Source organism: Vibrio fujianensis, assembly GCF_002749895.1.
GTDB lineage: Bacteria > Pseudomonadota > Gammaproteobacteria > Enterobacterales > Vibrionaceae > Vibrio > Vibrio fujianensis.
Genome location: NZ_NBUS01000043.1, coordinates 440616 through 441035, shown reverse-complemented (window position 1 = coordinate 441035; position 420 = coordinate 440616). Strand labels below are relative to the sequence as shown.

General features: G+C 43.1%; 1 protein-coding gene. It reads left to right on the top strand.

Translation table 11 applies throughout. The features are described 5' to 3' along the window. Positions 1-420 (top strand): NAD(+)/NADH kinase (locus B7C60_RS19225; RefSeq protein WP_245869368.1); only part of this gene is annotated, 420 nt, incomplete at both ends.

Sequence of the window (420 nt, the reverse complement as noted above, 5' to 3'; positions counted from 1 at the left end):
TTAATTGAATTAGGAAATAAGGCCGATTTAGCTATTGTCGTCGGGGGTGATGGCAATATGTTGGGAGCGGCTCGAGTTCTATCTCGTTTTGATATCTCCGTCATCGGTGTTAACCGAGGTAATTTAGGCTTTCTCACCGATCTCAATCCTGACAATTTTCAAAACGAGTTGGGCAGCGTACTGGATGGGCATTATTTGCAAGAAACCCGTTTTTTACTTGAAGCCGAGATTCACCGTCATGGGCAAATCAAAAGTCATAACTCAGCCTTGAATGAGGCGGTTCTACACCCCGGAAAAATTGCCCATATGATTGAATTTGAAGTCTATATTGATGATAACTTTGCTTTTTCTCAACGCTCTGATGGGTTAATTATTTCGACACCCACAGGATCGACTGCATATTCACTGTCTGGAGGAGGG